Source organism: Kineococcus haloalkalitolerans (assembly GCF_050871905.1).
Taxonomy (GTDB): Bacteria; Actinomycetota; Actinomycetes; order Actinomycetales; family Kineococcaceae; genus Kineococcus.
This window is the reverse complement of sequence record NZ_JBJLSH010000006.1, coordinates 1-19,680: the sequence shown is the minus strand read 5'-3', so window position 1 is coordinate 19,680 and position 19,680 is coordinate 1. Positions and strand designations below refer to the sequence as shown.

Genomic DNA, 19,680 nt, shown 5'->3' with positions numbered 1-19,680 from the left:
GGTGCTCGCCGGGGGAGCCGACGGGGACGGGGGCAGGGGTGCGCACGCTGACGGCGCGCCGGCTGGCCGGTCCGGCGAGCGCGGTCGCGGCCGCGCTGGCCGTGCTGGCCGCGGTGGGGGAGACCGTCGCCACGGTGGTGACCGGGCGGCTGGCCGCCGGACCCACCGCCCCGGCCCTGGCGCTGCTGGCGGTCCTGCTCGTGGGGGCCAGCCTGCTGGACACCGTCGGGCGCACCGTCTTCTCCGGGGTGGTCGGGCGCGCCGAGGGCCGGCTGCGCGCCGACCTGCTGGCCGCGGCCGTCGACCAGCCGCTGCCCGCCCTGGCCGAGCAGGCCGTCGGGGAGGTCCTCGACCGCGTCGACGACGACCCGCGCCAGCTCGGCGAGCTGCTGCGGCGCACCGCGTGGGAGCTGTCCCGCGCCCTGCTGCGCTCGGCGCTGGCCTGGGTCGTGGCCGGCCTGACGTGGTGGCCGGCGTGGATCGCCTTCCCCCTCGTCGCCGCCCTCGCGCTGCTGGTGGCCCGCCCGCTCACCCGCGTCGTCGCGCAGCGCAAGCTGGCCGAGGAGGTCGCCTGGACCGACCACGCCGCCCAGCTGGAGGAGACCGTCGCCGGCCGCGACGACGTGCGTTCCAGCCTCGGCCAGCCGCACGTGGTGCGCCGCTACGCCGTCCGCGCCGCGCGCGTGCTGCGGGCCGTGGCCGCCACCTGCACGGCCTCGGCCAGCGTGGGCCTGCGCACCGCGTTCGTCCTCACGGGCCTGCTCGTCGCCCTCGTCACCGCCGGCAGCGGCCTCGTCGTCGCCGGCACGCTGGACGTGGCCGCCCTCGTCACCCTGTGGCTGCTGCTGGGCGGGTTCGTCGGCGACCTCACCGAGGTCAGCAACCGGCTGCCGGAGCTGCAGGGCGGCCTCGGGGCGCTCACCCGCATCCGCGGCATGCTCGGCGCCGACGCGGAACCGCGCGGCGGCCGGCTCCTGCCGCCCGGACCGCTGGAGCTGCGCACCGAGCACCTGCGCTTCGCCCACCCGGGCGGCTTCGCCCTCGACGACGTGTCGCTGGTGGTGCCCGCCGGCACCACCTGCGCCGTCGTCGGGCGCAGCGGTGCCGGCAAGTCCACCCTGGCCGCGCTGTTCTCCCGCGCCCTCGAACCCCCGCCCGGGCAGGTCCTCGTCGGCGGGCAGGACGTCACCGCCACCGACGTGCAGGACCTGCGCCGCGGCGTCGGCGTCGTCACCCAGCGCACCGAGGTCCTGGCCGCCACCCTCGCCGAGAACATCACCCTGCTCGCCGACGTCCCCCGCGGGGCCGTGCGCCGCGCCGTCGCCGCCCTCGGCCTGGAGGAGTGGGTCGACGCCCTGCCCGAGGGGCTGGACACGCGGCTGGGCGCGGGCGGGCTGGCCCTGTCCGCGGGGGAGGAGCAGCTCGTCGCCTTCGCCCGCCTGCTGGTGCGCGACGTGCGCGTCGTCGTCCTCGACGAGGCCACCGCCCGCATGGACCCCGTCACCGAGCGGCGCGTCACGGCCGCCGCCGAGCGGCTGCTGCGCGGGCGCACCGGCCTGCTCATCGCCCACCGCCTGTCCACCACCCGGCGCGCCGACACCGTCGCCGTCCTCGAGGCCGGCCGCCTCGTCCAGCACGGCCCCCGCGAGCGGCTGGCCGCCGAGCCCGGCCCCTTCCGCGAGCTGCTGCGCGCCGCCGGGGAGGACACCGCGCCCCCGCCCGCGCCGGCCGCCACCGCCGCGCGGGTGCGCCGCGACACCCGCCCGCCCGTGCCGCCGCGCCCGAGCCTGGCGCGCAGCGTCCTGCGCGCCGTGGCCGTGCAGCCGCGCTGGGGCGTCGTCGGGGCCCTGCTGTTCTGCGTCGTGTCCGTCGTCGGCGCCTACGGGGCCGTCACCGGGTGGGTGTGGGGCCACCTGGTCGCCACCCTGCGCGACGTGCAGGGCACCGGCGAGGCGGGCACGGAGGTCGTCCTGCTCGCCGCCGGGGTCGTCGCCACCCTGCTGCTGGTGCCGCCGGCGCTCGCCCACGCCCTGCGCCTGTACCCGCAGTGGTGGTCGGCCGTCACCCTGCAGGTGCGCCTGGCCGTCCTGCGCGGGCAGACCCGCCAGCGGCGCCTGCCGCGGACCCCGCCCGGGGAGGTCGCCGCCCGCTGCCTGGACTCCGAGCGCTTCGTCCTCTACGTCGACCGGTGGGTCGACGTCGTCATCGGCGCCGTCGTCGTCGCCGTGACGGCCCTGCTGTCCGGCAGCGTCCTCGGCGGCGCCGTCGTGGCCGCCGTCATGGTCGTCTCCGCGGCCGTGTCCACCGCCGGCGCCCCCGTCGCCGGCTCCAGCGCCCGCACCGCCGGGGACGCGCGCGCCGTCTTCGGCCGCACCCTCGGCTCGGCCCTGGACGCCCTGCGCACCGTCAAGCTGGCCGCCGCCGCGCCCGGCGTCCTGGGCCACCTGGCCGCCCTCGACGACCGGCGCGTGCGGGCCTCGGTGCGCGAGCACCGCGTGCGGGCCCTGCTCGACGGGGTGCCGGGCGTGCTCGTGCAGGCCGGCATCGTCCTGACCTGGTGGTTCCACCTGTCCGGCCGCTGGGACCTGGCCACCGCCCTGCTCGTGTCCACCGCCCTGGCCGGTTCCTCCTACTACGGCACCGTCGCCGGCGCCGTGGTCACCGAGGCGCCCGTCGCGCGCACCTGGCTGCGGGAGGTGGCCGCCCTGGCGGGCACCCGCGACGTCCTCGCGCTGCCCGCGGGCGTCGACCTCGTGCGCGGGGCGGCGCCCGCGCCGGCCGCGCCCGTCAAGCAGCCGCTGCGCGAGCTGGAGCTGGCGGCCGTGGCCGCCGTCCACGACGACGGCACCGTCGGCGTCCAGGGCGTGGACCTGCGGGTGCGCGCCGGCGAGCTGGTCCTGCTCACCGGCCGCGTCGGCGCCGGCAAGTCCAGCCTGCTGTGCGCGCTGGCCGGCCTCGTCGACCACGAGGGGGAGGTGCGCTGGAACGGCCGCGAGGTCGACGACCCGCAGACCTTCCTGCGCCCCGGGCAGGTCTGCTACGTCGCCCAGGTGCCGCGCGTGCTCAGCGGCTCCTTCCTCGACAACGTCGACCTGGACCACGACCACGCCGCCGACCGCGTCCACGCGGCCTTCGACGACTCGCGCCTGGACGCCGACGTCGTGGCCGCCGGCGGGCGCGCCACCCTCGTCGGCCACCGCGGGGTGCGGCTGTCCGGCGGGCAGGTGCAGCGCCTGGCGCTGGCCCGCGCCCTGGCCACCGGCGCGGACCTGCTGCTGGCCGACGACGTGTCCAGCGCCCTGGACGCCCGCACCGAGGTGGAGCTGTGGGAGTCGCTGCGCCGGCGCGGCGTCACCGTGCTCGGGTCCTCCTCCAAGCGGGCCGCGCTGCGCCGCGCCGACCGCGTCGTCGTCCTGGACGGCGGCCGGGTCGCCGCCGTCGGGCCGTGGTCGCAGATGGAGGGCGACTGGGGGCACCTGGGCGGCTGAGCCGCCCGGTCGCGCCCGGCCCCGAACGGCCCCGCGTCCGGCGACCATCGGGGGACGCCGCCGCGCGCGCCGCCGCGGTTGGGTGGAGGCTCGAGCGGGGCGCGCCGGCGCCCGGCGGACGACGTGGAGGGCAGCGGGGACGATGAACGAGCGACCGGGGGACAAGCCCCTCGAGCAGGTGCTGCAGCAGCTGCTGCGGCAGGGCCGGCTGGACCCGGCCGCGGAGCGGGTGGCCGCGCAGGGCGTCGAGCGGCTCAAGGCGTTCCTCGGCGGGGCCGGAGCGCGCCCGGAGGCCGCCGAGCCCGTGGAGGACTCCGTCGACGAGCCGGTGCGTCCCCGGCGGTCGGCCGCGGACGCCGGCACCGTGGACGCGGAGGTCGTCGGGGTGGCCCCGGCGGCCGGGGTGCTGCGGCACACCGTCCCGCTGCTGCGCGGCGGCCACGCCGAGGTCGTCGTCCCCGAGCGCCTCACCCGCGCCGACGCCGACCGCATCGCCGCGGTGCTCGCGGCGCTCGCCGTCGACGACGACGCCTGACCACCCCGGGGCGGCGGTCGCCGGGCCGGGACGGCAGGCTGGAGCGGTGAGCACCCCGCGCGACGTCGACGTGACCGGCACCGTCCGCCTCGGTCAGTTCCTCAAGCTGGCCGGAGTGGTCGGCACCGGCGGCGAGGCCCGCGAGCTGCTGGCCGGCGGGGACGTCACGGTCAGCGGCGAGGTCGAGGAGCGCCGCGGCCGCCAGCTCGCCGACGGCGACGTCGTCGAGGTCGCAGGCCGGGCCTGGCGGGTGCGCCAGGTCGGCTGAGCCGGCGCGCCCGGGCCGCTCACACCGGCCCGGCGGGCACCCCCAGCGCCCCGAGCAGGTCGCGCACCAGGGCGGCCGCGGCCGCGTCGTCGCCGCGCACGGCGGGCGTCACCCGCCGCTCGGCGGTGGTGCGCCCGCCGTCCAGGACCAGCACCCGGTCGGCCAGCGCCACGGCCTCGGCGACGTCGTGGGTCACCAGCAGCACGGCGGGGCGGTGGCGGGCGTGCAGGTCGCGCACGAGCGCGTGCACCGAGCGCCGGGTCAGCGCGTCGAGCGCGCTGAACGGCTCGTCGAGCAGCAGCAGGTCGGGCCCGCGCACGAGCGCGCGGGCCAGCGACACCCGCTGCGCCTCCCCGCCGGACAGCGACAGCGGCCAGGCGTCCGCCAGGTGCTCCAGCCCCACCTCCGCCAGCGCCGAGCGGGCCAGCTCGCGGGAGGCGCGCGGCCCGGCGCCCAGGACCACGTTGCGCCACACCGGTTCCCACGGCAGCAGGCGAGGTTCCTGGAAGGCGGTGCCCACGAGGGCCGGCAGCACGGTGCCCTCCGCCGGGGCCGGGTCGAGGCCGGCGAGGGTGCGCAGCAGCGTGCTCTTGCCCGACCCGCTGCGCCCCAGCAGGGCCGTGAACTCCCCGGCGGCGATCGTCAGGTCCAGGCCGTCGAGCACCCGGCGCCCGCCCAGCTCGCGCACGAGGCCGCGCAGCCGCACCACGTCGCGCCCCCCGTCCGGCCCCCCGTCGACCGCTGCGGCCGGCGCGCGGCTCACGCCAGGGTCGTCACGTCGACGACGGCGCCGCCCACGTCGGTGGCGGTGGGCGTCAGCCCCTGCGCGGCGTAGAAGTCGGCGACGCCCTGCAGCTCCTCGCGGAACGCCTCGTCGGCGGGCACGACGCGCGAGGCGCCGCCCTGGGCGGCCACGGCCTCGGCGATCTCCGCGGAGGCGCCGGCGGCCGTGTAGGCGTCGACGAGGACCCGCCGGTCGGCGGCCACCGCGGCGGCCTGCTCGACGAGCGCCTCGTGCGCGGCGCGCACGGCGACGGGGTCGGCGTCGAGGAACTCGCGGTGCACGACGTGGACGGTGCGGTTGGCGGCGCCGATGTCGCGGGCCAGGGCCAGCGTGGCGGTGCCCGGCTGCGCCTGGGCGGTGGCCAGGTACTGGTCCCAGGTCGCCCAGGCGTCCACCTGCCCGCTGGCGAAGGCGGTGGCCGCGTCCGGCGGCCCCAGGTGGACGGGCCGCACGTCGTCCACCGTCATGCCCTCGCGCTCCAGCGCCAGGCGCAGCAGGTAGTCGCCGGTGCCGCCCTCGTTGACGGCCACCGAGCGCCCCGCCAGGTCGGCGAGGGTGCGCACGCCGCTGCCGCCGGTGGCGACGATGCCCTGGCTGGCGCCCTCGTCGACCTCGACGGCGAAGACGACCGGGCCGGGCCCGCCCCGCAGCGCGGCGACGAGGGCGGTGGAGCTGCCGCTGCCGGCGTCGATGCGCCGGGCGGCGAGCGCCTCGGCGGCCGGGGCGAACGCCGCGAAGGGCGTGGCGGCGCTCAGCTCGCGGCCGGCGTCGGCCAGGTGGCGCTCCAGGAGGCCGGAGGCCAGGGCGAGGCTGAGGGTGTTCTGCGTCGTCAGGGGGCCGACCCGCAGCGCCGCGGCGGCCGCGCCGGTCCCGCCGGCGCCCCCGTCGCGGGCGCAGCCGGCGAGCCCGGCGCTGAGGGTGGCGGCGAGCGCGCCGGTGAGGACGGCGCGCCGGGGCGGGCGGGCGGGGACGAACAGCACGGGACCTCCGGTCGCGGGGCGGGGGACCAGTGTCCGCGACCACCCGCACCTCACCCGGTGGCGGGGGTGCGCCAGCGCAGCAGCCGCGCCTCCAGGGCCCGCACGGCCGCGTCGGTCAGCGCCCCCAGCGCGGCGTACAGGGCGATGCACACGACGACCACGTCGGTGCGGGCGTAGGTGCGGCCGGTGGTCAGCAGGTGCCCCACGCCGCGGTCGGCGTTGACGGTCTCGGCGACGATGACGGCCACCCACGCCACCCCGAGCGCGAAGCGCAGGCCCACCAGCACCGACGGCAGCGCCCCCGGCAGCAGGACGCGGCGCACGGTCCGCCACCGGGACAGGCCGTTGACGCGGGCGACCTCGACGAGCCGGTGGTCGACGCCGCGCACCCCGGCGACGGTGTTCAGGTACAGCGGGACGGCCGTGGCGACGACGACGAGCGCCACCTTCGGCGTCTCGCCCAGCCCGAACCACAGCAGGAACAGCGGCACGAGCGCCGTGAACGGCACGGTGCGCACCATCTGCACGGGCCGGTCGACGACGTCGTGCGCCAGGCGGGACAGGCCGGCGAGCAGGCCGGCGGCCAGGCCGAGGCCGACGCCGAGGACGGTGCCGGCGGCCACGCGCGCCAGGCTGACGCCGACGGCCCCGGCCAGCTCGCCGCTGCGCAGCAGCTCCGCGGCGGTCCGGGCGAGGACGTCGGGGCCGGGCAGGGTCCGCGGGTCCAGCGCGCCCGCGGTGGCCAGGGCCTGCCAGAGGACGAGCAGCGCGAGGGTGCTCAGCCAGGGCCGCGCACCGGTCAGCAGGACCGTCCCGACCGACCGCACCGCGCTCCTCCCCGGCCGCCGCCCGCCGGCGCCCGGGACACCGTACGCAGGTGCCCGGACCCGGGTGCCCGGGCGCCGGCCGGGGAGCGGGGTCAGCCGGGCAGCGTCCAGTCCGCCACCTCGGGCATGTCGACCAGGTGCTCGACGACGTACCGCTCGTGCCGCTCGAGCTGGGAGCGGCAGAACGCCGCCAGGTCGTCCGCGCCGGGCGGCAGCCGGCGGGCGTTGTGCAGCGCGTCGAGCACGAGGTGGTAGCGGGAGGCGCGGTTGCGCACCGTCATGTCGAACGGCGTGGTGGTGGTGCCCTCCTCGACGAAACCCCGGACGTGGAACCGGTCGGCGTCGGGGCGGCCGTGGACGAGCTGGTGCACGGCGCCGGGGAACCCGTGGAAGGCGAACACCACGTCGACGGTGTCGGTGAACAGCTCCCGGAACCGCAGTTCCGACATGCCGTGCGGGTGGTCCTTCGGGCGCGGCAGCGACATGAGGTCGACGACGTTGACGACGCGGACCCGCAGCTGCGGCAGCCGCTCGCGCAGCAGCGCGGCCGCGGCCACCGTCTCCATCGTGACCACGTCGCCGGCGCAGCCGAGGACGACGTCGGGGTCGGTCGAGCCGTCGTCGGTGCCGGCCCACGCCCACGCGGAGGCGCCGCGCGCGCAGTGCTCGGCGGCCTCGTCGATCGTCAGGTACTGCAGCTGCGGCTGCTTGTCGATGACGACGAGGTTGACGCGGTCGCGGCTGCGCAGGCAGTGGTCGGCCACCCGCAGCAGGCAGTTCGCGTCCGGCGGCAGCCACACGCGGGAGACCTCCGGGCGCTGGGTGATGGCGACCTGCAGCAGGCCCGGGCCCTGGTGGGAGAACCCGTTGTGGTCGTTGCGCCAGGCGGTGGAGGTCAGCAGCACGTTCAGGCTGGGCACGCTCGCGCGCCACGGCAGCTTCCCGGCCTCCTCCAGCCACTTGGCGTGCTGGACGGTCTGGGAGGCGCTGACCATCGCGAACGCCTCGTAGGTGGCGAACAGGCCGTGCCGGCCGGTGAGGGTGTAGCCCTCCAGCCAGCCGTGGCAGTTGTGCTCGCTGAGGACCTCCATCACCCGCCCGCCCGCGGACAGGGACACGTCGCCGTCCTCCACGCGCTCGGCCCACGCCCGGTCGCTGACCTCGAACACGGCGCCGAGGCGGTTGGACTCCGTCTCGTCGGGGCAGAACAGCCGGAACGTGTCGGGGTTGCGCCGGTACACGTCGCGCAGCAGCTCCCCGAGGCGGCGGGTGGACTCCGCGCGCGCGGCGGCGGGCCGGTCGACGTCGACGGCGTAGCCGCGCACGTCGGGCAGGTCGAGGTCGCGGGTGAGCAGCCCGCCGTTGGCGTGCGGGGTCGCGGACAGCCGCAGCGTCCCGGCGGGGTTCGCCGCCCGCACGAGGTCCGTGGGCGCGCCGTCGGCGTCGAACAGCTCCTCGGGCCGGTAGGAGCGCAGCCACTCCTCCAGCAGCCGCAGGTGCGCGGGGTCGTCCTTCACCCCGGACAGCGGGACCTGGTGGGCGCGGAACGTGCCGGCCACCGGGGTGCCGTCGACGCTCTGCGGGCCGGTCCAGCCCTTGGGGGTGCGCAGCACGACCACGGGCCAGCGCGGCCGCCCGGCCGGTGCGGCCCCGGTGCGCGCCTCCTCCTGGATCCGGCGGATCGAGGTGTACGCGCGGGCGAGGACCTCGGCGAACCGCACGTGCATCCCGGGCAGGTCGTCGCCGCCGACCTCCAGCACGTCGTAGCCGTGCCCGGTGAGCAGGGACCGCACCTCCGCGGGGTCCTTGCGCCCGAGGACGGTCGGGCCGGAGATCTTCGCGCCGTTGAGGTGCAGGACGGGCAGGACGGCGCCGTCGCGGCGCGCGTCGAGGAACGAGATCCCCTTCCAGGACCCCTCCAGCGGCCCCGTCTCGGCCTCCCCGTCGCCGACGACGGCCAGCGCGAGCAGGTCGGGGTTGTCCATGACGGCGCCGAAGGCGTGGACGAGGACGTACCCCAGCTCCCCGCCCTCGTGGATCGACCCCGGGGTGGTGACCGAGACGTGGCTGGGGATGCCGCCGGGGGAGGAGAACTGCCGGAACAGCCGGCGCAGGCCCTCGGCGTCCTGCCCGACGTGCGGGAACCGCTCGGTGTAGGTGCCCTCCAGGTGGGCGGCGGCCACGAGCGCGGGACCGCCGTGCCCGGGGCCGGTCAGGTAGAGGGCGGCCTGGTCCGTCAGGCGCACCAGCCGGGACAGGTGGGCGTACACGAACGACAGCCCGGGGCTGGTGCCCCAGTGCCCGAGCAGCCGCGCCTTGACGTCGTCGGCGGTCAGCGGGCGGCGCAGCAGCGGGTCGTCCTGCAGGTAGATCTGCCCGACGGTCAGGTAGTTCGCCGCGCGCCACCAGGCGTCGAGGACGGCGAGCTCGTCGGCGTCCGGCGACGCCAGGCGCGCGCGCAGGGCGTCGTCCAGGGGGCGCGGCGGGCCGGGCACGGGCGCGGGAGCGGTGGTGGGGGTCTCGGCGGGAGCGGTGGCCGGGGCGGCGGACATGGTCCTCCTCGGTGCGGGGTCCCCAGCCTGCTCCACCCGGCTGCCGGTGGCGCGGTGGACGGCGGTCGCGGGGGTGATCACGACAGCGATCCGACCGGGTGGCGGCAGCGCCGGACAGGGCCGGAGGTCCCTGGTGCCGGGCCCGGGGCCGGGCCACCCTCGCGGGGTGGAACCGGTGGGGGACGGGTCGCGCGCGGTCGTCGTGGCGGTCGAGCACGTGCGCGCCTGCGGGGCGGCGCTGCTGTGGGCGGCGGACGAGGCCGTGCTGCGGGGGGCGACGCTGCACCTGGTGCACGTCGTGGACGAGCCCGCCACCGCGGAGGACGCCCTCGGCGCGGCCTTCGGGTGGACGTCGGCGGACCTGCTGACGGCCCGCGACGGCGCGGGCTGGGACGCGCTGCGGCGCGCCGAGGACCTCGTCCGCGCGCACCTGGACCGGGTGCCGGGAGCCGGTCCGCGCGTGCGCTGCTCGGTGCTGCACGGGGACGCGCGGCGGGTCCTGCTGCGGCTGGCCGACGACGCCGCGCTGCTGGTCACGGGGGGCCCGGAGCGGCCCGGCGCGCGGGCGGTGGCGTCCCGGCCGGGCGCGACGAGCGTCGACCTGGCCGGGCGCGCCGCCTGCCCCGTCGCGGTCGTGCGCCGCTCGCCGTCCGCCGCCCGCGGGATCGTCGTCGGCTTCGACGGTTCCCCGGCCTCGGTCGCGGCGGTCCGCTTCGCGGCGGCCGAGGCCGACCTGCGCGCCGCGGCGACGGGCGGCGCCGAGACCGTCCACCTGCTGCGCGTGTGGCAGGCGCCGCCGGACGGCTCACCCGTGGACCGGGGCCGGGCCGGGGCCGGCCGGCTGCCGCAGCAGACCCGCGCCGCCCAGGTGGCGCAGCTGCGGGCGCAGGCCGAGGCGCTGGCCCGCGACGTCCAGCGCGAGCACCCGGTGGGCGTGGAGGTGCGCCTGGTGGAGGACCGCTTCGCCTCCGACGTGCTCGCGGAGGCGGTGACGGGCGCCCGCCTGCTGGTGGTGGGCTCGCGCGGGCGCGGCGGGCTCCTGGCGGCGGTGCTGGGCTCGACGAGCCACGCGGTGCTGCGCCGCACGGAGCTGCCGGTGGTGGTGGTGCCGCGCACGTGGTCGCCGGTGCTGACCGGTGCGGCCCCGGCCGGTGGGGGCGCGCACCGCGTGACCTAGGTCCCTGGTCCGGCGGGCCGCGCGGGAGCAGGGTCGGGTCAGGACGCGGGGCCGGGGGCACCGCCGGTGCCCCGCACGGGGACCCGCGCCGGGGAGGTGGAGCGGTGAGCGTTCAGCGACCGGAGCGCCGAGTGGCCCGCGGCGCCGTCGTCGTCGGGGTCGGCGAGGTGGCCGGGTCCCGGGCGGCGGTGGCGTGGGCGGCGCGCCAGGCGGCGTGGCGCGGGGCGGAGCTGCAGCTGGTGAGCGCCGTGCCGCTGCCCGTCACGGGCGACGCGGCCAGCGTCCACCACGCCCTGCGCATCACGGAGGAGGCCGAGCGGGCGGCCCGCGCGGCGCTCGACGAGCTGTCCGAGCAGGTGCGCGCCGAGCACCCCGGTCTGGTGGTGCACCGCAGCGTCCCGCGCGACCACCCCCGGCACGCGCTGCGGCGGGCCGCGGAGGGCGCCGCGCTGCTCGTGACGGGCGCCCGGCGGCGCAGCCGGCTGCGCTCGGGAGCGTTCGGCGGCTTCCAGCTCGGCTCGACGAGCCTGTACGCCGCCTCGCACGCGCGCTGCCCGGTGGCCGTCGTGCGCGAGGACGCCCCGGTCGGCGCCCGCGGCGTCGTCGTCGGGCACGACGGCTCGCGCGCGGCGGACGCCGCCGTGGACGCGGCCGCCGCCCTCGCCCGCGCGGCCGGGACAGCGGTGCGGGTGCTGCGGGTGTGGGCCTACCACCCGGCGGGCTCGTGGCTGCCGCCCGAGGAGGACCGGGCCCGGGCGCGGGAGCTCCTCGAGGAGGAGCAGCGGCGGTCGCTGGAGGAGGTGTGCGCCCGTGCGCGCGCCGCCCACCCGGGCGTGGAGGTGACCGGCGAGCTCGTCGAGGACGCCCACCCCTCCGACGCGCTGCTGACGGCGGCCGAGCACGCCCAGCTGCTCGTCGTGGGCGCGCGCGGGCACGGGGCGTTCCTCACGGCGCTGCTGGGCTCGACGAGCCACGACCTGCTGCACCGCTCGACCGGCCCGGTCGTCGTCGTGCCCGACGCGGCCCGCGCGCACGAGGTCGCCGGCCGCCACCGGGAGGGGACGCCGGTCGCGGTCGGGGACTAACCTCGGGCGCAGCCGGGTGCCGGGCCCGGCGCAGCGACCGGGAGGGCAGCCGGGTGGGCACCGAGGAGCCGGACGAGCCGGGCGCGGGGACGGTGCGGGTCTTCCTCACCGACGACCACGCCGTCGTGCGCGCGGGGCTGCGCGCCGTCCTGGAGTCCGGCGGCCTGCAGGTCGTCGGGGAGGCCGGCTCGGTCGCCGAGGCCGTCGCGGGGATCACGATGACCCGCCCGGACGTCGCCGTCCTGGACGGCCGCCTGCCCGACGGCTCCGGCGTGGACGTGTGCCGGCAGGTGCGGGTCGTCTCGCCCGCCACCCGCACGCTGGTGCTGACCTCCTACGACGACGACGAGGCGCTGCTGGCGTCGGTGCTGGCCGGCGCGTCGGGCTACCTGCTCAAGGAGATCCGCACCACCGACCTCGTCGCCTCGGTGCGCGCGGTCGCCGCCGGGGAGAGCCTGCTGGACCCGCGGGCCGTGGAGGAGGTGCGCCGCCGCCTGCAGGACCCGCTGGCCGCCGACCCCCGCCTGGCCGAGCTGACCGGGCAGGAGCGGCGCGTCCTGGCGGCGCTGAGCGAGGGCCTGACCAACCGGGAGATCGGCCGCGAGCTGCACCTGGCGGAGAAGACGGTGAAGAACTACGTGTCCAGCGTGCTGGCCAAGCTGGGCCTGGCCAGCCGCACGCAGGCGGCGCTGTTCACCACGGCCCACCGCCCGTCGTGAGCGCCGGGACGTCCGCCGGCCGTCCGGTCAGCGGGGTGCCCGCGCTGGCGGGGGTGGGCCTGGACGACCTGCTCAGCGAGCTGCGCGAGCGCGCCGCCGCCGTGCAGCGCCACCAGCAGCGCCTCAACGGCCTCCTGGACGCGGTCGTGGCCGTGTCCGCCGACCTGGAGCTGTCCGCGGTCCTGGAGCGGATCGTCACCACGGCCACCGAGCTCGTCGACGCCCGCTACGGCGCCCTCGGCGTGCTGGGGCCCGACGGGGACCTGGAGCAGTTCCTCACCACCGGCCTCGGCGAGGACGACATCCGCGCCATCGGCGACCTGCCGCGCGGGCACGGGGTCCTGCGGGTGCTCATCGACGAACCGGAACCGCTGCGCCTGGCGGACCTGTCGGCGCACGCGCGCTCGTACGGGTTCCCCCCGAACCACCCGCCCATGCGCACGTTCCTCGGTGTCCCGATCCGCTTGCGCGACAGGGTGTTCGGGAACCTGTACCTGACCGACAAGCGGGACGGGCGCGAGTTCGGCGCCGAGGACGAGGCCGTCGTGGTCGCGCTCGCCTCGGCGGCCTCGATCGCCATCGCGAACGCGCGGCTGTTCGAGCGCAGCCAGCGCCGCAACGGCTGGCTGCACGCCGCGGGCGCCGCCACGCAGGCCGTGCTGCGCCCGGGCGCCGACCCGCAGGAGGCGCTGACCGAGGCGCTCGGCGCCGCCCGCGAGGTCGAGGACGCCGACGTGGTCGCCCTCCTGGAGGTCGCCCAGGACGCCGGTGGGGAGGGCGGCACCGCGCTGCTGGCCACCTCCACGTCGGCGCGGGCGGCCGGGCCGGGCGGGGTGACGCGCACCCTCGCGCCCGCCGCGGCCGCGCTGGAGGAGCTGCTGGCCGGGGTGGAGGAGGCGGCCCCCGTCGACCCGGCGCACCTGGGCTGGGCGGCGCGCACGGCCGCGCTCGTCCCCGTGCGCCTGGCGGGGCGGCTGCGCGCCGCGCTGGCGGTCGGCTGGCTGGAGGACGGGCCGTCGGCGGGCGTGCCCGAGCCGGTCAGCTCCCGGCAGTTCGCCGAGCAGCTCGTCCTGACCCGCGAGGTGGCCGCCGGCCATGCGCTGCGCGAGCGGATGGCGGTCCTCGACGACCGCGACCGGATCGCCCGCGACCTGCACGACCACGTCATCCAGCGGCTGTTCGCCGTCGGGCTCACCCTGCAGTCCGCGGGCGGGTCGGTCGCGGACCCGGCGGTCGCCGCCAAGCTGGAGGGCTCGATCGACGACATCGACGAGACGATCCGCGACCTGCGGCGGGCGATCTTCCAGCTGCGCGACCGGGTGGTGCGCCGCGACCCGCGCGCCGCGGTCGACGAGGTCGTGCGCACGGGCGCCGAGGCCCTGGGCCGCACGCCGGTCGTGCTGGTGCGCGGGGACCTGGCCGCCGTCCCGGCGGGGGTGCAGGAGCAGGCGCTCGCGGTGCTGCGCGAGGCCCTCAGCAACGCCGCCAAGCACGCCGCACCCCGGCGGGTGGACGTCCTGCTGGAGGTCGGCGCGGCCGGCGGCGACGACGGGGGCGCCGGTGCGGCGCACCTGCTGCTGCAGGTGGACGACGACGGCCGCGGCCTGCCCGCGGTGGCACACGGCCACCGCGGCGGCCTGGACACGATGGTGTCGCGGGCGCAGGCCCTGGGCGGCACGTGCGAGGTGGGCCCGCGCCCGGGCGGCGGGACGCGGGTGCGCTGGTCGGTGCCCCTGCCGCCCGCCTGAGGTCGCGGACCGCGCGTCAGCCGACCCGGCGGCCCTGGTCCCAGCGCCGCCAGTCGCGCTCCCACGCCGCGCTGGGCCGGCGCCGCGCCCCCGCCCCCCCCCCCGCCCCCCCCCCCCCCCCCCCCCCCCCCCCCCCCCCCCCCGCCCCCCCCACCCCCACGGCGCGCACCCCGGCGCCGAGGACCGCGCCCGCCGCGAGGGCGCCCGCGCCGGGCAGCAGGTGCAGCAGGACGGCGTCGGTGCGGGCCGCGGCCGGGGTCGGCGGGCGCTCGACGAGCTGCCCGGAGCGGTCCACCCACACCACGGGCGTGCCGGCCTGCTGCTCCGCGTAGCTGGTCTCGCGGGCCGCGGACAGCTCCGCGACGGTCAGCTCGCGCACCACCGGCTCCCCGTGCCAGGTCCAGGCGACGGTCGCGCGGGGCGCCTCCAGCCCGCCCCACCAGCCCTCGCTGCGGTGCACCTCGACCTGCGCCGAGACGGGGGTGGCGTGCGCGCGCTGCGAGGCCGCGAGCGCGGCCGCGGCGTCCCCCGCGGCCGGGGCGGTGATCCCGGCGGCGGCGGCTGCGCCCAGGGAGCCGGTGACGACCGCGCAGAGCAGGACCGCCTCGGCCAGGTGCGCGCGCGTCACCAGCGGGTTGCGGCGCCGGGCCCCCAGCGCGATGGACACGCTGGCCCAGCGCCGCGGGCTCCACGGCCGCGGCGGGTGCGCCGGGACGGGGTCGCGCGGGGGGCCCGCCTGCGGCGGGAGGGGGACGTGGGCCACGGTGACCTCCTCGTCTGGCCTCGTCTGACCTCGTCGTCGGACCCCGGCGGCCCCGCGGGCGGCGGCCACCGGCCCGGACGGCGTCGTCCGGGTGCAGGGATCGTGCCTCGCGCGGGGCGCGCGCGCCAGGGGTTCGCCCGATCCGGGCGGGGGGACCTTCGGCCCTCCCGCGCGGGGACCCGCGCGGGGACGGTGGTGTGGTGACCGACCTCGCAGCCCTCACCCCCGCGCAGTGCCGCCGGCTGCTCGGGGAGCGCGGCATCGGGCGGGCCGTCTACACCGAGCACGCGCTGCCCGCGGTGGCGACGATGAACTACGCCGTCGTCGGCGAGCGCCTGTGGTTCCGCACGGCGCAGGGCACGGCCCTGGAGCGGGCGGTCGACGACGCCGTCATCGCCTTCAACGCCGACTCGGTGGACGCCGCGCGCCGCAGCGGGTGGAGCGTGACGGTCTCGGGGCGCTGCCGCCGCGTCACCGGCCCCGAGCCGGAGGCCGTGCGCACGGCCCTGGACACGTGGGCGCCGGGCGTGCGCGAGGTCCTGTTCGCCCTCGACCTGGCGCACGTGACGGGCCGGCGGATCGGCCCGCCGGAGCTGGCCAGCGCCTCCTGACGCCGCCCGTCCGTCGCGCCCGGCGCGTCCTCAGGGGCGGGCGCGCGGGACCGGCTGGTCGTAGGAGACGTGCTCGTCGGTGGCGCTGACCCGCACGACCCCGGGGACGGTGCGGGCCAGCACGGCGGCGATGCGGTGCTGCGAGGCCTCCGCGGGGCCGTCGAGCGTCACCACGCCGTCCTCCACCTCGACCGTCCACGCGGTGCCGGGCAGGTCGTCGGCCAGCCGCGCCAGCACGGCCGCGCGCACGTCGTCGTCGGCGTGGGCGACGGTGCGCAGCACGTCGCGCCGGGCGAGGACCCCGACGAGGCGGCGGCCGTCCAGCACGGGCACGGCCTTCACGGACCGGTCCAGCATCAGCTCGGTGGCGTCGGCCAGGTCGCCCGCCGCGTCGACGGTCAGCGGGCGGGTCGTCATGACCTCGGCGACCAGCCGCGGCGGCGGCGCGCCCTCCTCGGCGACGTCCTCCCGGCTGGACAGGTGCGCGCGCGGGTCGCGGCCGACGCGGTCGCGCAGCAGGTCGGACTCGCTGACGATCCCGACGAGGTGCCCGTCGCCGTCGAGCACCGGCACCGAGGAGATGCCGTGGTGCAGCAGGACGCGGGCCGCGTGGGCCACGTGGTCGTCCTCCTGCACCGTCACCACGGGCGTCCTCATCGCCTCCCGCACCAGCACGGCGACCACCTCCCCGGGTCCTGCCCACCGCCTCGCCCGCGCAGCCCGCGCTCGCTGCGGGGCGCCGGGCCGATCATCCCGCGCGCGGGGCCGTCGCGCCAGGCGCGCCGGGGTCGTCCGGCCGCGCTCAGCCGCCGCCCGCCGCGTCGCGGGCCAGCAGGGCCAGGTGCAGCGACAGCCGCGTCTCGGGGTCGTCCAGGGGCCGGCCGAGGCGCGCGCGCAGCCGCTCGACGCGGGCGTAGACGGCCGGGCGGCTCAGGTGCAGCCGGCGCGCCAGGCGGGTGGCCGACCCGCCCTCCTCCAGCCACGCGCGCAGCAGCTCCAGCTGCTCCCCGGCGTCGTGGCCGTCCGGGGCGCCGGGGCCGCCCGTCAGCAGCGGGGACAGCTGCTCCTCGACGTAGGCGGCCAGGCGCGGGTCGCCGCGCAGCCACCACAGCAGCCCGCGCGCGCCGAGGTCGGCGGCGCGGTGGACGGTGCCGGGGACGCGGTGCGGCAGGCCGGCGGCGGCGCGCGCCACGTGCACGGCCTCGGCCAAGCCCTCCCCGGCGGCGGCCAGGGCGCCCGCGGCGCCGGTGCCCGCCGCAGCCACCACGGGAGCCCCGCCGGGCGGGGCGGCGGGCGCGCGCCGCCGCACCTCGCGCAGCAGCTGCGCGGCGAAGCGGTCCGCGGCCGCGCGGGCGGGGTCGTCACCGGCGCCGCCGCCGTCACCGGGAGCCTCGGCGGGCACGGCGAGCAGGACCCCGACCAGGCGCGGGCCGACGACGCCGGACAGCCCGCCGGTGCGCCCCCGGGCCAGGACGGCGGCCACGGCGTCGGCGACGGCGCCCGGCTCGGCGGGCGGGGGCGCGTGCACGGCCAGCGGCACGTGCCGCGCGCGGGCGGGCAGGCCCAGCGCGCGGGCGCGGGCTCGCAGGTCCTCCTCCTCGGACGCCCTGCCGCGCAGCAGGTCCCGCAGCAGCCGGGCGGCGGCGTGCTGGGCGGGGTCACCGGCGCCCGGGTCGAGCAGGCGGGTGACGGTGAGCGCCTCGGCGGCGCGCGCCAGGACGAGCCGGACCTGCCCGGGCCCCGCCGGAGCGAGGACCCCCGGCGCGGGAGGGACCACGGGTGCCGCGACCGGCTCGGCGACCCGCTCGGGCACCACGAGCCGTCCCCAGCGGGCGCCGACGGGCCCGACGGGGGCGGTGGGCCAGCCCTCCAGCGCGTCGGCGCGGCGCGAGCGCGCCGGCCAGTCCCGCAGCGCGTCCGCGGCGGGCGCACCGGCGTGGGCGACGGCGTGGTGGCCGGGGTCCTCCAGGACGACGACGCGCCCGGTGAGCGCGGCCGCCCGGTCGAGCACCTCCTCGACGGTGCCGCCGCCGGTGGCCAGCGAGGCGAACGCCTCGTGCACGCGCTCGGAGAAGCGCAGCCGCTCGTACTGCTCGTGCAGCACGGTGGCGTGCACCTGCTCGGTGACGGCCACGAAGCGCACCGCGCGGGTCAGCTCGACCAGCGGGAAGCGGGCCTCGCGCGCGGCGCCGACGAGCGGCGCCGGCAGCCGCGCCAGGTGGCGGCCGAGCTCCACGACGAGCGCGACCGCGCCGGCCTCGCGCAGCGAGGCGACGTACCCGGCGGCGTCGAAGCCGGGCCCGCCCAGCCCGATGCCGGTGGACAGCAGCAGCTCCCCGCCGCCCAGCAGCCCCGTCAGGTCGGTCTGCTCGGTGACGTGGACCCAGCGCACCGCGGCGCCCAGCCCGGGCCCGCCGACGAGGAGGCGCGGGTCCCCGGCGGCCACGACGGGCAGCGCGAGGACGTCGGCGACCGTGAGCGGCACGGCGCGACCCTAGCCGGGCGCCCTGACGGACCGTCGGCTCTGAGCCGATCGGCATGACACTCCGTCGCTGGGCGCGGGGCGGGTGGGGGAGGAGGGTGGGAGGAGGAGCTCCGAGCCGTCCGGCGAGCCACCAGGAGGAGACGTGACCGTCACCGAGCAGCCCGGCGCGGCGAGCGCCCCCGCCAGCGGCAGGTCGCAGCGGTTGTCGCAGACCGCCCGCGACCACCTGTGGATGCACTTCACGCGGATGGGCGCCTACCGCGACAAGGCGGTGCCCGTCATCGAGCGCGGCCAGGGGTGCCGGCTGTGGGACACCGACGGGCACGAGGTCCTGGACGGCCTGTCGGGCCTGTTCGTGGTGCAGGCCGGGCACGGGCGCGAGGAGCTGGCCGAGGTGGTGGCCGAGCAGGCGCGCAAGCTGGCGTTCTTCCCCGTGTGGGGCTACGCCACCGAGCCGGCCGTGGAGCTGGCCGCCCGCCTGGCCGGGTACGCGCCGGGGGACCTGAACCGGGTGTTCTTCACCACCGGTGGTGGTGAGGCCGTCGAGAGCGCGTGGAAGGTCGCCAAGCAGTACTTCAAGCTGACCGGCAAGCCGATGAAGCACAAGGTCATCAGCCGGATGACCGCCTACCACGGCACCCCGCAGGGGGCGCTGGCCATCACGGGGCTGCCACCGATGAAGCAGGCGTTCGAACCGCTGGTGCCCGGGGGCTTCCGGGTACCGAACACGAACGTCTACCGCGCGGAGCGGATGGGTGCGCCCACCGACCCGGTGGAGTTCGGCCGCTGGGCCGCGGACCGGATCGAGGAGGCCATCCTCTTCGAGGGGCCCGAGACGGTGGCGGCGGTGTTCCTGGAGCCGGTGCAGAACTCCGGCGGCTGCCTCACCCCGCCGCCGGGGTACTTCCAGCGGGTGCGCGAGATCTGCGACCGCCACGACGTGCTGCTCGTCTCCGACGAGGTGATCTGCGGCTTCGGCCGCCACGGCACGATGTTCGCCTGCGAGAAGTTCGGCTACCAGCCGGACGTCATCACGTGCGCGAAGGGCATGAGCTCCGGCTACGGGCCCATCGGGGCGATGATCACCACGGACCGCGTGATGGAGCCGTTCCTGGAGGGGAGCACGTGGTTCCCGCACGGGTACACCTTCGCCGGCCACCCCGTCTCGGCGGCCGTGTCCCTGGCGAACCTGGACCTGTTCGAGCGCGAGGGCCTGAACCAGCGCGTCCTGGACAACGAGGCCGCCCTCGGCGCGACCCTGCGCCGGCTGCTGGACCTGGACATCGTCGGCGACGTGCGCGGCGACGGGTACTTCTGGGCCGTCGAGCTGGTCAAGGACAGGGCCACCAAGGAGACGTTCGGGCCGGCCGAGCGCGAGCTGCTCGTCAAGCAGTTCCTGCCCGGGGCGCTGTTCCGCAACGGCCTGTACGCCCGCCCGGACGACCGCGGCGAGCCGGTGGTCCAGGTGGCCCCGCCGCTGACGGCGGGGCAGGCGGAGTTCGACGAGATGGAGTCCGTGCTGCGCACGACGCTGCAGGAGGCGATGACCCTGCTGTGAGGGCCCCGGGGGGGGGGGGGGGGGGGGGGGGGGGGGGGGGGGGGGGGGGGGGGGGGGGGGGGGGGGGGGGGGGGGGGGGGGGGGGGGGGGGGGGGGGGGG

The 19,680-nt window shown here is 78.8% G+C and carries 16 protein-coding genes; 9 read left to right on the top strand and 7 right to left on the bottom strand.

What is annotated here, in order from left to right; translation table 11 throughout:
* Positions 1-38: 38 nt before the first annotated feature.
* The 3 genes from ACRYMY_RS04270 to ACRYMY_RS04260 all read left to right on the top strand — a co-directional run bounded on the left by ACRYMY_RS04270 (position 39) and on the right by ACRYMY_RS04260 (position 4,291).
* The gene (locus tag ACRYMY_RS04270) at positions 39-3,488 is read left to right on the top strand and encodes an ATP-binding cassette domain-containing protein (RefSeq protein ID WP_432546029.1); all 3,450 of its coding nucleotides are present in this window, start codon (positions 39-41) and stop codon (positions 3,486-3,488) included.
* Between the two features lie 142 nt (positions 3,489-3,630).
* Entirely contained in the window at positions 3,631-4,023 is a 393-nt protein-coding gene (locus ACRYMY_RS04265) for a hypothetical protein (protein ID WP_432546028.1), read from the top strand.
* A 46-nt stretch (positions 4,024-4,069) separates the two neighbouring features.
* A complete protein-coding gene (locus ACRYMY_RS04260; RefSeq protein ID WP_369070564.1) occupies positions 4,070-4,291 on the top strand; it encodes an RNA-binding S4 domain-containing protein in 222 nt (73 codons plus the stop codon).
* A 19-nt stretch (positions 4,292-4,310) separates the two neighbouring features.
* On the opposite strand, the gene ACRYMY_RS04255 is transcribed toward ACRYMY_RS04260, so the two are convergent.
* From ACRYMY_RS04255 to ACRYMY_RS04240, 4 genes are all read right to left on the bottom strand, one after another.
* Entirely contained in the window at positions 4,311-5,054 is a 744-nt protein-coding gene (locus ACRYMY_RS04255; protein WP_432546027.1) for an ABC transporter ATP-binding protein, read from the bottom strand.
* Positions 5,051-6,055: an ABC transporter substrate-binding protein gene (locus ACRYMY_RS04250; RefSeq protein WP_432546026.1), complete on the bottom strand. Its 1,005-nt coding sequence runs from the start codon at positions 6,053-6,055 to the stop codon at positions 5,051-5,053. Before ACRYMY_RS04250 ends, ACRYMY_RS04255 begins: the two co-directional genes overlap by 4 nt.
* A 50-nt stretch (positions 6,056-6,105) precedes the next feature.
* Positions 6,106-6,882 (bottom strand): ABC transporter permease, encoded by a 777-nt coding sequence (locus tag ACRYMY_RS04245; protein ID WP_432546025.1) that lies wholly within the window; start codon positions 6,880-6,882, stop codon positions 6,106-6,108.
* Between the two features lie 92 nt (positions 6,883-6,974).
* Positions 6,975-9,434: a phosphoketolase family protein gene (locus ACRYMY_RS04240; protein ID WP_432546024.1), complete on the bottom strand. Its 2,460-nt coding sequence runs from the start codon at positions 9,432-9,434 to the stop codon at positions 6,975-6,977.
* 166 nt (positions 9,435-9,600) lie between these two features.
* On the opposite strand from ACRYMY_RS04240, the gene ACRYMY_RS04235 reads away from it, so the two are divergent.
* From ACRYMY_RS04235 to ACRYMY_RS04220, 4 genes are all read left to right on the top strand, one after another.
* Entirely contained in the window at positions 9,601-10,611 is a 1,011-nt protein-coding gene (locus ACRYMY_RS04235; protein ID WP_432546023.1) for a universal stress protein, read from the top strand.
* Positions 10,612-10,715: 104 nt separating this feature from the next.
* The gene (locus ACRYMY_RS04230) at positions 10,716-11,696 is read left to right on the top strand and encodes a universal stress protein (protein ID WP_432546022.1); all 981 of its coding nucleotides are present in this window, start codon (positions 10,716-10,718) and stop codon (positions 11,694-11,696) included.
* Between the two features lie 53 nt (positions 11,697-11,749).
* Positions 11,750-12,415 (top strand): response regulator, encoded by a 666-nt coding sequence (locus tag ACRYMY_RS04225; protein WP_432546021.1) that lies wholly within the window; start codon positions 11,750-11,752, stop codon positions 12,413-12,415.
* 35 nt (positions 12,416-12,450) lie between these two features.
* Positions 12,451-14,163 carry a GAF domain-containing sensor histidine kinase gene (locus ACRYMY_RS04220; RefSeq protein WP_432546020.1) on the top strand — a complete coding sequence of 571 codons (1,713 nt, stop codon included), beginning with the start codon at positions 12,451-12,453 and terminating at the stop codon, positions 14,161-14,163.
* A 16-nt stretch (positions 14,164-14,179) separates the two neighbouring features.
* On the opposite strand, the gene ACRYMY_RS04215 is transcribed toward ACRYMY_RS04220, so the two are convergent.
* Entirely contained in the window at positions 14,180-14,926 is a 747-nt protein-coding gene (locus tag ACRYMY_RS04215) for a hypothetical protein (RefSeq protein ID WP_432546019.1), read from the bottom strand.
* A gap of 200 nt (positions 14,927-15,126) precedes the next feature.
* Here ACRYMY_RS04215 and ACRYMY_RS04210 point away from each other — a divergent pair, with 200 nt between their 5' ends.
* The gene (locus tag ACRYMY_RS04210; RefSeq protein ID WP_432546018.1) at positions 15,127-15,537 is read left to right on the top strand and encodes a pyridoxamine 5'-phosphate oxidase family protein; all 411 of its coding nucleotides are present in this window, start codon (positions 15,127-15,129) and stop codon (positions 15,535-15,537) included.
* Positions 15,538-15,567: 30 nt separating this feature from the next.
* Here the strand turns inward: ACRYMY_RS04210 and ACRYMY_RS04205 are convergent, their stop codons facing one another.
* Together ACRYMY_RS04205 and ACRYMY_RS04200 are read right to left on the bottom strand one after the other, a co-directional pair.
* Positions 15,568-16,221 (bottom strand): CBS domain-containing protein, encoded by a 654-nt coding sequence (locus tag ACRYMY_RS04205; protein WP_432546017.1) that lies wholly within the window; start codon positions 16,219-16,221, stop codon positions 15,568-15,570.
* 118 nt (positions 16,222-16,339) lie between these two features.
* Positions 16,340-18,022: a PucR family transcriptional regulator gene (locus tag ACRYMY_RS04200; protein WP_432546016.1), complete on the bottom strand. Its 1,683-nt coding sequence runs from the start codon at positions 18,020-18,022 to the stop codon at positions 16,340-16,342.
* A gap of 142 nt (positions 18,023-18,164) precedes the next feature.
* Here ACRYMY_RS04200 and ACRYMY_RS04195 point away from each other — a divergent pair, with 142 nt between their 5' ends.
* Positions 18,165-19,580 carry an aspartate aminotransferase family protein gene (locus tag ACRYMY_RS04195; protein ID WP_432546015.1) on the top strand — a complete coding sequence of 472 codons (1,416 nt, stop codon included), beginning with the start codon at positions 18,165-18,167 and terminating at the stop codon, positions 19,578-19,580.
* Positions 19,581-19,680: the final 100 nt, after the last annotated feature.